The following is a 10,422-nucleotide window of genomic DNA, read 5'->3' on the forward strand; positions in this document are numbered from 1 at the left end:
TGTCGTCTTCGTTACCGTACGGCAGCCTTACAGGCTGGCAGCCACCTTGCTCAGCAGGCGGGCCAGCTGGTTGGTGAAGCCGGATTCGTTGTCGTACCAGATGATGAGCTTGGCCATGGTGCCGTCCATGACCTGGGTGGACAGGGCGTCCACGACGCCGCCGTGGGTGCTGCCCTTGAAGTCGATGGAGACCAGGGGCTCGTCGCAGTAGCCCATATTGTCGTGCAGGGCGCCGTCATGGGCGGCCTTGAGGGCGGCATTGATCTCTTCGGCGGTGGCGGGCTTTTCCAGCTCGCAGGTCAGGTCCACCAGGGAGATGTCGGGGGTGGGCACGCGCACGGCCATGCCGTCCAGCTTGCCCTTGAGGGCGGGCACCACCAGGGCCAGGGCCTTGGCCGCGCCGGTGGAGGTGGGGATCATGGACACGCAGGCGGCGCGGGCACGGCGCAGGTCCTTGTGGGAACCGTCCAGGATACGCTGGCTCATGGTGTAGGAGTGGATGGTGGTCATCAGGCCGTGGCGGATGCCGAAGGCATCGTTGAGGACCTTGGCCACGGGAGCCAGACAGTTGGTGGTACAGGAGGCAGCGGAAAGCACGGTATGGGCGGCGGCATCGTAGATGTCGTCATTGACGCCCATGACGATGGTGGCGTCGGCTTCCTTGCAGGGGGCCGAGACCACGACCTTCTTGGCGCCGCACTGCAGGTGCTGGGCGGCGTCCTCGCGCTTTTTCAGGGTACCGGTGGTCTCCACGGCGATGTCGATGCCAAGGCGGGCCCATTCCCATTCGCCGGTCTTGCAGCGGGTGACTTCGATATGACGGCCGTTGATGATGATGCCGTTGTCGTCATGATCGACGGTGCCGGGGAAAATACCGTACACCGAGTCGTATTTGAAAAGGTGGGCCAGCGAAGCATTGTCGGCGCGGGCGTTGATGGCGGTGATGCGGATGTCTTCCGAGTCAGCCAGCAGACGCAGCAGATAACGACCGATGCGGCCAAAGCCGTTCATCCCCAAAGATACGGACATGTTGCGCTCCTTCACGCGAGAGAGATGGAAAACGCCGCCTCCCCGGTGGAGGCGGCGTGAGATACTGGTTTAGGCCTTGCCGGAAGATCCCATGACGTTGCGGATCTTGTGGGCGACCATATCCTTGACGGCCTGTCGCGCGGGTTTCAGGTACGCGCGGGGGTCGAAGGCTTCGGGATGTTCCACCAGATACTGGCGGATGGAGGCGGTCACGGCCAGACGGATGTCGGTATCCACATTGATCTTGCACACGCCCATGCCGGCAGCCTTGCGCAGCATGTCTTCCGGCACGCCGCGGGCGCCGCCCACCTGGCCGCCGAACTTGTTGCAGGCTTCCACGAATTCCTGGGGCACGCTGGAGGCGCCGTGCAGCACCAGCGGATAGCCGGGCAGGCGCTTGCCGATCTCTTCCAGGCGTTCGAAGTCCAGCTTGGCTTCGCCCTTGAATTTATAGGCACCGTGGCTGGTGCCGATGGCCACGGCCAGGGAGTCGCAGCCCGTGCGTTCCACGAAGTCCACGGCCTGGTCGGGGTCGGTGTACACATGGTCGGCATTGCTCACATGCTCTTCCACACCGGCCAGCTTGCCCAGTTCGGCTTCCACCCAGATGCCGCGCGGGTGGGCGTATTCCACCACCTGCTTGGTCAGGGCGATGTTTTCTTCATAGGGCAGGTGCGAGCCGTCGATCATCACGGAGGTGAAACCGCCGTCGATACAGTCGCGGCACAGCTCGAAGCTGGAGCCGTGGTCCAGATGCACCACCACGGGCACGGAAGGATCCTCGGCCAGGGCGGCTTCCACCAGCTTCATGAGGTATTTCTGCCCGGCATAGCTGCGCGCGCCCGAAGAGACCTGAAGGATCACGGGGGATTTTTCCTCCGAGGCGGCCTGCATGATGCCCTGCACGATTTCCATGTTGTTGACGTTGAACGCGCCCACAGCATACCGGCCCGCATAGGCGGCGGCGAACATTTCCTTAGGCCCGATAAGCGGCATGGATTCCTCCTGCACCAGGTGCGATACGACACTGCGCGCACCATGCGCGAGTGTGGGATAAAATGGGAAGGCGGACAGAAAAAGCCTGTCCGGCCGGCCTGTCTGATGTATCGGCGGCCGCCGTCTGATCCGGCAGGGATGCATGCCGGAAGGACTGTTGTGGGGCAGCCGCAACGAAGCGATTCATTATATAAAAAAAAGCCCCAAAGGGGAATGACTTTGGGGCGGTCGTGGAAAAATTCATAAAATCGGCACCCGCAGGGGCCGTATGCTGTCTAGGAAAGCAGCATGTCCTCCAGACTGCGCAGGCTTTCGTGGTCCGTGAACTCGAAACGCAGGGGCGTCACGGTGATATAGCCGCGATTGAGCAGGTCCTTGTCCGAACCGGCGTTGATGGTGTGCGGCGGGATCTCGCCTTCCAGCCACCAGTAGGGTTCGCCGCGCGGGTCCTTGCGTTCGGCGTAGGCGTTCTTCCACACGGCGCTGGTCTGCGGGCAGATGCGCAGGCCCTTGGCCTCGGACAGCGGGCCGCGGGGATAGTTGACGTTGATGACGCGGCGGTGGGCCACCTTTTTCCAGTCGATGCGCGCGGCCAGCTCCACGGCGTGGCGGGCGATGGCATCCATGTCCGGGTGGCCGCCGCCGGCATCGCAGGAGAGCGCCATGCTGGGCAGGTCTTCATGGGCGGCTTCGGTGGCGGCGCCCACGGTACCGGAATAGAGGATGTCCGGGCCCACGTTGCTGCCCGCGTTGATGCCCGAGATGACCATGTCGGGCCGCTTTTTCAGCAGGTTGCCCAGGGCCAGCTTCACGCAGTCCGTGGGGGTGCCGTACAGGCCCAGACCTTCGAAGTCGGGTTCCTCGATCTTGTGGGCACGCAGGGGATCGAAAAAGGTCAGGGAATGGCCCACGCCGGACTGTTCATGCATGGGGGCCACCACATGCACGGTATGCCCGGCTTCGCGCAGGGCCCGGTACATGGCACGCAGGCCCTCGGCCCGGATGCCGTCGTCGTTGGTCAGGAGGACACGCATTTGACAATACCTCTGAAACAAGGGAATCTTTATGGATAAACAGGCCCCCGCGGGCCTGCGGGGATACCCCGGGACCTCAGAACATACAAGACAGGCGGCCTTTGGCCGCAGAGTCAGGATATATGCAAAAAGGCATCTTCGTCAAAGACATGGCGGCCCCCAACGAAGCGGAAGGCGTCTTCGTCATCACCCTGGCCGCACAGGGCAGCTCGCGCAACGGGCCGTACTGGCGGCTCGTGCTGGCCGACGCCAGCGGCAGCGTGGAGGCCAAGATCTGGTCGCCCCTGAGCGCCTCTTTCCCCGCCCTGCATACGGGCAGCTTCTTCTATGCCCACGGCAGGGTGAGCACCTTCCGCGACCAGCTCCAGTTCACGGTGGAGGAAGGCCGCCTGCTTTCGCCGGAAGAAGGCGCGGCCCTTGACCTGGCCGACTTCATGCCCGCCAGCCCCTACCCGCTGGATGCCATGATGGACGAGCTCATGGCCCTGATCCGCGAGGAGTTCCGCTACAAACCTTGGCGCAAGCTGGTGGACGGCGTGTTCAAAAATGAAGAGCTGCGCGAGGCCTTCCGCACCTGCCCGGCGGCCAAGGGCGTGCACCATGCCTATGCGGGCGGCCTGCTGGAGCATACTCTGAGCGTTTTCAAGCTTTGCCGCCGTCTGGCCGACCAGTACCCCGAGCTGGACCGCCAGACCCTGCTGGCCGGGGCCCTGTTCCACGACTTCGGTAAGATCCGCGAATTTTCCGGCGGCATCGCCAACGATTATACCGACGAGGGCCGCCTGCTGGGGCATCTGGAGATCTGCGTGGAGATGCTGGCTCCCTATCTGGAAAAATCGGGCCTGGAGCCCGAGTTGCAGCGCCATCTCAAGCATCTGGTCCTGAGCCACCACGGTACGCTGGAATTCGGGGCCGTGCGCGTACCGCAGACCGCCGAGGCCCTCGTGCTGCACTATGCGGACAACATCGATGCCAAGATGGCCCAGTGCCGGGGCCTGTTCGCCCAGCTGGGCGAAGGCGAGAGCTGGACGCCCTATCAGGCCACCCTGGGCCGGGCCATGCACCGCTGCGCGCAGACGCCGGTGGAAGAAAAAGTCGAAAAGAAGCCCCGCGCCTCCCGGAAGTCTTCCGGGGAGGACGGGATGCTCTCCCTGCTGTGAGGCTGCCATGTTCATCACATTCGAAGGCATAGAAGGTTCGGGCAAGACCACGGCCCAACAGCTGCTGGCCCTGGAACTGGAAAAGCGCGGCCACGACGTGCTGCTGACGCGCGAACCGGGCGGCTGCGGTCTGGGGCGCGCCCTGCGTCCCATCCTGCTGGACGCCCGCAATTCCGGCCTGTGCAACCGGGCCGAGCTCTATCTCTTCCTGGCCGACCGGGCCCAGCATGTGGCCGAGATCATTCGTCCGGCGGTGGAAGCCGGACAGATCGTCATCTGCGACCGCTATACCGACTCCACCCTGGCCTATCAGGGCTACGGCCGCGGCCGTGATCCCGACCGCCTGCGCCGGGCCAACGATCTGGCCACCGGCGGCCTGCAACCGGATCTGACCCTGCTCTGCGACCTGCCCGTGTCCGTGGGGCTGGAGCGCGCGGGCCTGCGCAACCGGCGCGAGGGCACGGTGCTCTCCGAAGGCCGTTTCGACAGCGAGAGCCTCAATTTCCATGAGCGCGTGCGCCAGGGCTATCTGACCATCGCGGCGGAAGAGCCCGACCGCATCGCCATCATCGACGCATCGCAACAGCCCGAGGACGTGGTGTTGCAATGCCTCTCCGCCGTGGAGCGGCATCTGAAGCAGCGCGGCAGCGGGCTGGAATAAGACGTAAGGATATTGCCATGAGCGAACTGTATACCGTCACCGCCGAGGAAGGCCGCCTGCGCTTCCTGCCCCGTACCGATGCCGCCCTGGAGCAGGCCGTGCTGGACGAGAGCCCTCTGCCCGGCTGCGAATTCGTTTCCCGCCTGGGCGATCCCGGGCTGCTGCATTGCGTGGTCTTCCGTCATGAGCAGAAGCCCGGCGGCGTCTTCGTGGTGGAAGACGACAACGGCCTGCTCTTCGCGGCCGTGGCCGAGACCAACCTTGCCTATGCCATGGCTCTGGGCCGCTTGGGCAAGATGATCTCCTATGCGCGCTACAGCGCCGACATCTTTGCCGAAAACATGCTGGACGACGATGACTGATCCCCTGAGAGCCCGTAACCGGCTGGGCGTGGTCTTCTTCCCCGCCTTCGACTGGGCCATCTCCGCCACCCACCCCGAGCGTGAGGAGCGCCTGCTCTACACCCGCGACCAGCTGGCGGAAGAAGGTCTGTTCGACATCCCCGGCATCACCGAATACCGTCCGGAGCTCGCCACCAACGCCCAGGTGGAGCGCGTGCACTTCTGTCTGCCCTCCACCGGCGCCGTGGTCACCGATTCGCACCGGGCCTCGGCGGGCGGGGCCATCACGGCCGCCCGTCTGTTCATGGAGAAGAAGGAAGACAAAGCCTTTGCCCTGGTGCGTCCTCCGGGACACCACGCCATGCGCGTGACCCACGGCAACCGCGGTTTCTGCAATATCAACAACGAAGCCGTGATGGTGGAGTACATCCGCGACCACTATCCGCATCCCACGGGGCGGCCCCTGCGCATCGCCATCGTGGATACGGACGTGCACCACGGCGACGGCAGCCAGGACATCTTCTGGAACGACCCGAACACCCTGTTCATCTCCCTGCATCAGGACGGCCGCACCCTCTATCCGGGCACGGGCTTCCCGCAGGAATGCGGCGGGCCGGGCGCGCTGGGCCGCACCATCAACATCCCCCTGCCGCCCGAGACCTCGGACGAGGGCTACCTTTACGCCATCGAGCACGCCGTGCTGCCCATGCTGGCGGACTTCAAGCCCGATCTGGTCATCAACTCCGCCGGGCAGGACAACCACTTCACGGACCCGCTGGCCAACATGAAGCTCTCGGCCCAGGGCTACGCGGCCCTCAACCGCGCCCTTAACCCGGACATCGCCGTGCTGGAAGGCGGCTACGCCATCCGCGGCGCCCTGCCCTATGTGAACCTGGGCATCTGTCTGGCGCTGGCCGGCCTGGACGCGGGCGACATCCGCGAGCCCCAGTGGCGGCCCGAGAGCACCCGCCAGAAACAGAAGATCAGCGACTACATCGCCCGCCTTTGCGACGGCCTGCTGGAGCTGTACCACAACCCGCCGTCCGTGCCGCAGGAAGGCGAGGAAGAGAACGGCTGGTGGACGCGGCGCAAGCATGTCTTCTACGATACGGACATGCTGCGCGAGAGCCAGCGCGAAAGCTGGCGCCTGTGCCCGGACTGCTCCGGACTGGGCTGCTTCGAGACCAGCTCCGAGCGCGTGGCCCGCTCCCTGTGCCTGCTCATCCCCCGCCACGCCTGCCCCCGCTGCCGCGCCGAGGCCGAGGCCCGCGCCGCGGCGGCCCGCAAGGCCGGCCTCCACGCCCATGTGCTGGTGCTGGATGGGGATAATATTGGAGGATTGTATGGATAACTTTAATATAAGGCTATGTCACAACAAACAGTTGATAAATAGCCATTTTTATAGGGGAGTATCAGAACTCCCCTACAAACTGTTATTTGCAGTTATCTATACTCATTTGGAATTTCGATATGAAGTGTCTCACACAATAACTTCACATCATGTGCATCATTTTCATCAAACTCGTATCCCAGATGGAACATTACTTGACTATATGGTTCAATACAGGAAACCTCTATTTCCTCAATTCTTCCTTTACCCGAAAAAGTTTCTACCGGAAAACAATCCCCATCATAAAGAATTTCACCTTCGTCCGTATATTCAAAACAATGCAAATCAATAATTCTGTTTTTCAAATCTTCCCATACAGTATGGTTCAATGTTGTATATTCCATCTTAATCTCATAAAAGCCATTAGCTTTCATTATTTCTATAAAGTTCTGATAATCGTTCTTTTCTACAAAAATGTCAATATCATTATGGGCTCTTGACTGATATCCAAGAAGAGCATCTACACCCCAGCCACCATCAAGAAAGACTTTAATCTCCGCATCTATTGCAAATTGAAGAATCTGTTTTACATCTGTTATATTGACCATCTTATCATCTCCACAAATTCTAATTAGGCGACCAGAGGAACTGCTGGTCTGTTTGATAAATCTCTGCATTTAGCAGTTTTCAATGTTGCCAAAACGAAAGTTAAGAAGATGTTCCTTTTCTCCATGTCGCTTTCTTTGGCGTAATTTACAAGGTTATTCCACACAAGATAGTTGTTCAGATACTTGGTAGAAACACCGTTAAAGCCACGCATAAACCTCTTTAGCTGGCTATGGTAGCTATTGATATGTTGGATATTATAAATGCCTTTCTTGGCTTTGCCAGTCTTTAACTGCACAAGGTCAATGCCATTGGCATTTGTAAATCTCACATAGGAGTTCATCTTGTCCGTAACAAGAGTGGAATTGGTCTTAATCCTACCATCATAAATATGATGTAAATCTCTTGTAGAAACTCTACCAGTATTCGTAATCTTGGAGATAGACAAGCCATTCCTATTAACCGCACAAGGAACACATACCTTTTCTTGGGACAAGCCTCTGATATGTGTAGAATGACCACGCTTATGAGCCTTGCGTGGCATAGCAAATGTCTTACTCTTGCTATGATTGCCCTTGTACGAGATGGCGAAAAAAGTTTCGTCAGCCTCAATAATGCCGTCAAGGGTAACATCGTCTGCCATATTCTGAAGTGCATCCAAAATCTTGTGTCTCCAAAGGAATGCGGTGTTTCTGTGAATCCCACAAGCAACAGCAGTCTTACGAATGGATAAGCCATTCATCATACAATCAATGTACTGCTCCCACACGGACAAGTCTTTTCTTGTACCAGACACAATGGAGTTCGTAGCAATCACGAAGGACTTGCCACAATCCTTACATACATATCGCTGTGTGCCATCTTTACGATGACCATTGCGAACCACATGGATACAGCTACAAAGAGGGCATACACGACCATTTGCAAAGCGTTCCTTTGCTACGAAATCTTCAATATTCAAAGACTTTACAAAGGCAGGACTTAAAAGCATTGTTTTAAGGCTTTCCTGCTCTGCGACAGTCAACTTACCGATAATATCTAATGCGTCTTTGATAGTAGGCATATCCAATTACCTCCTTCGGTGGTACTGTTTCTTACTATTATTATACGCTATTTCTCGTCAAAAATCAACCATTTGTTGTGACAGAGCCTAATATAATCTATGAATTTTTGACAGCTCATCCAGAATTAGCCCATCTTAGAAGTGGGGAGACTGTTGGCTGTGATGTTTATAGGAATAGGATTTTTAATAAATATACAAAAGAAATAGAAGCATTTCCGTGCCCTAAAATTCCACAAACGACAACTGATGAAGCTGTAGAAGAAATATTAAATATATATTATGGGATAGAAGAGGGGGCAGTAGTGAATGCTATTGGTATACATAAACAAGCAATGGGCGCTGAAAATATAATTGGGACATTACTTGAACGTTATATTGATAACCAGGCAAGTAGGTTTGGTTGGATATGGTGCGCAGGATCAATTGTAAAGGCCGCTGATTTTATTAGAAAAAATGAGAATGGTTGGGATGTTTTGCAAATTAAAAATAGAGATAACTCTGAGAATTCTTCTTCAGCAGCTATACGAGAAGGCACAGATATAAAAAAATGGTTCCGGACGTTTTCAAAACGCAGTGGTACAAACTGGGATAATTTTCCAGATGATAAATTAAAAAAAGTTTTGTCAGAGAAGGGCTTCCATCAATTTATCAGGGATTATATAGCTTCTCATTGTTTAAAATAGGACGTGGCCGTAGTGTGACCACTACGACCACGTCCTAGTCAAATAAAGTCAAAGATTGAGGTCGTAAAGAGACTTTATCCTCCATCTGTTTTATCCATATCCAATCACGAGTATTTTTATAGCGAGAGAACTTAAAATTATCAGGGGGAAGGCTCTTAATACCTTGAATATGATTCATAATGGTTGTTCCAATAGCTCTTCCTAGAGGAACAGGGACAGCATTTCCTAACTGACGATATTGGTCGAGAAGCGAACCACATATTTCCCAGCTGGCAGGAAATTCTTGTATAGCTTTATATTCCTCAACGCTCAGCGGCCTATCCAATACTGGATGTGCAAGATCTGTCGCAGGCATAGCTGGGTGTGTAACTAGGGTCGGGCTCGGTTTATCAAAAGACAGGCGTCGGAAGAAGCCGGTTTTTCCACCAGGGAGGTCATAGGATTTACCGAGGGCCTCTTTTTGAAGTGATAAAGGAAGATTTCTCCAATTTTGTCCTTCTTTTAACATTCTGTAATATTTTAAGCGCTTCTCTGGAAAAGAAACAAAATGATGTTCAGTGTCGTCTGGAATAGTATCCAGTGCTTCCTTTAATGTTTTCCATTTTTTCAAAGAGAAGCGTCCAAGTTCATCATGGGTTGGATTAAGGTAAGGAACTTTATCGCTTCCGTGATATGCAATGATGATGAGCCGCTCACGTATTTGAGGAGCCCCAAAATTTGCAGCGTTATATAGATCAAAAGTTATAGTATATCCATGTTTTTCAAGAACTCTCACTATATATAGAAGCGCTCCTCCTTTTATTTGTATATCAGATAGCTGATTTAATTTTTTATCTACAGGAAAGTATGGTGCGGATAGAATGCCACGAACATTTTCAAATACAGCATACCGAGGTAGCAATTTGGTAATTAGATCAAGATAAATAAGGAAAACATTTCCTCGTTTATCTCCAAAACCTTTGCGTTTTCCTGCTGTACTGAATGCTTGGCAGGGCGGGCCACCAAAAATAACATCGATATGATCCTTTTCTGTTAATCCGGCCATGTTTAGTATGGCATTAGGTGTAAAATCTGCAATATCGCCAATAAGTGCTGTATTTTTATTGTTTGTAAATAATGTCGTGCGGCTAGCTTTATCGCATTCGCACATAAGCCTAGGTGTGATTCCTGCTTGACTCATACCAATATCTAATCCACCACCGCCAGTAAAGAAACTTAATGCATTTAATTTCTGGTTAGGAGCGCAGGATAAAGCATGATCAATAACTTTTTCAGGATGAAGTTTTTGGGAACGAAAGTCATTAATGGCATCTATATCAATGACCCATTGCCTACCAACCATAGTTCCCCTAAGCTTATTTGAGCGGAGAAGTAATCTGACTTGTGCTTCAGAAACACCTAAAATTTCAGAAGCTTGTGATACAGAAAGGAGGTTTTTCATGGGTATATCCTATTTTTTGTTTGCGAAAAAATATATATACCCTTGATTATTTTTTGTCAACTTTTAAAGCCTGTCAAC

At 55.0% G+C, this 10,422-nt stretch carries 11 protein-coding genes; 5 read left to right on the forward strand and 6 right to left on the reverse strand.

The window, feature by feature from the left end:
* Positions 1-27: 27 nt before the first annotated feature.
* From gap to surE, 3 genes are all read right to left on the reverse strand, one after another.
* Positions 28-1,029 (reverse strand): type I glyceraldehyde-3-phosphate dehydrogenase, encoded by a 1,002-nt coding sequence (gene gap / locus ACQRCJ_RS06560; protein ID WP_427799510.1) that lies wholly within the window; start codon positions 1,027-1,029, stop codon positions 28-30.
* A gap of 69 nt (positions 1,030-1,098) precedes the next feature.
* Positions 1,099-2,025: a class II fructose-1,6-bisphosphate aldolase gene (gene fba / locus ACQRCJ_RS06565; protein WP_168936061.1), complete on the reverse strand. Its 927-nt coding sequence runs from the start codon at positions 2,023-2,025 to the stop codon at positions 1,099-1,101.
* 275 nt (positions 2,026-2,300) lie between these two features.
* Positions 2,301-3,059 carry a 5'/3'-nucleotidase SurE gene (gene surE / locus ACQRCJ_RS06570; protein ID WP_204625768.1) on the reverse strand — a complete coding sequence of 253 codons (759 nt, stop codon included), beginning with the start codon at positions 3,057-3,059 and terminating at the stop codon, positions 2,301-2,303.
* 122 nt (positions 3,060-3,181) lie between these two features.
* Between surE and ACQRCJ_RS06575 the strand changes: the two genes are divergently transcribed.
* The 4 genes from ACQRCJ_RS06575 to ACQRCJ_RS06590 are packed head-to-tail and all read left to right on the forward strand — an operon-like array spanning position 3,182 to position 6,572.
* Complete coding sequence (locus tag ACQRCJ_RS06575; protein WP_168936059.1) at positions 3,182-4,219, forward strand: 3'-5' exoribonuclease YhaM family protein; 1,038 nt, start codon at positions 3,182-3,184, stop codon at positions 4,217-4,219.
* 7 nt (positions 4,220-4,226) lie between these two features.
* Positions 4,227-4,880 carry a dTMP kinase gene (tmk, locus tag ACQRCJ_RS06580; protein ID WP_168936058.1) on the forward strand — a complete coding sequence of 218 codons (654 nt, stop codon included), beginning with the start codon at positions 4,227-4,229 and terminating at the stop codon, positions 4,878-4,880.
* 17 nt (positions 4,881-4,897) lie between these two features.
* On the forward strand, positions 4,898-5,242 hold the full coding sequence (locus tag ACQRCJ_RS06585; RefSeq protein ID WP_006006835.1) for a hypothetical protein: 345 nt from the start codon (positions 4,898-4,900) through the stop codon (positions 5,240-5,242).
* Positions 5,235-6,572 carry a histone deacetylase family protein gene (locus ACQRCJ_RS06590; RefSeq protein ID WP_427799511.1) on the forward strand — a complete coding sequence of 446 codons (1,338 nt, stop codon included), beginning with the start codon at positions 5,235-5,237 and terminating at the stop codon, positions 6,570-6,572. The genes ACQRCJ_RS06585 and ACQRCJ_RS06590 overlap by 8 nt, the downstream gene beginning before the upstream one ends.
* A 92-nt stretch (positions 6,573-6,664) precedes the next feature.
* On the opposite strand, the gene lnu(C) is transcribed toward ACQRCJ_RS06590, so the two are convergent.
* Positions 6,665-7,159 carry a lincosamide nucleotidyltransferase Lnu(C) gene (lnu(C), locus tag ACQRCJ_RS06595; protein WP_019543803.1) on the reverse strand — a complete coding sequence of 165 codons (495 nt, stop codon included), beginning with the start codon at positions 7,157-7,159 and terminating at the stop codon, positions 6,665-6,667.
* A gap of 23 nt (positions 7,160-7,182) precedes the next feature.
* Positions 7,183-8,220 carry an IS1595-like element ISSag10 family transposase gene (locus tag ACQRCJ_RS06600; RefSeq protein WP_153950643.1) on the reverse strand — a complete coding sequence of 346 codons (1,038 nt, stop codon included), beginning with the start codon at positions 8,218-8,220 and terminating at the stop codon, positions 7,183-7,185.
* 77 nt (positions 8,221-8,297) lie between these two features.
* Between ACQRCJ_RS06600 and ACQRCJ_RS06605 the strand changes: the two genes are divergently transcribed.
* Positions 8,298-8,903: a SinI family restriction endonuclease gene (locus tag ACQRCJ_RS06605; RefSeq protein ID WP_427799512.1), complete on the forward strand. Its 606-nt coding sequence runs from the start codon at positions 8,298-8,300 to the stop codon at positions 8,901-8,903.
* 34 nt (positions 8,904-8,937) lie between these two features.
* On the opposite strand, the gene ACQRCJ_RS06610 is transcribed toward ACQRCJ_RS06605, so the two are convergent.
* Entirely contained in the window at positions 8,938-10,344 is a 1,407-nt protein-coding gene (locus ACQRCJ_RS06610) for a DNA cytosine methyltransferase (protein ID WP_427799513.1), read from the reverse strand.
* Between the last annotated feature and the right edge of the window lie 78 nt (positions 10,345-10,422).

The organism is Desulfovibrio sp. SGI.102 (assembly GCF_050314315.1).
Taxonomy (GTDB): Bacteria; Desulfobacterota; Desulfovibrionia; order Desulfovibrionales; family Desulfovibrionaceae; genus Desulfovibrio.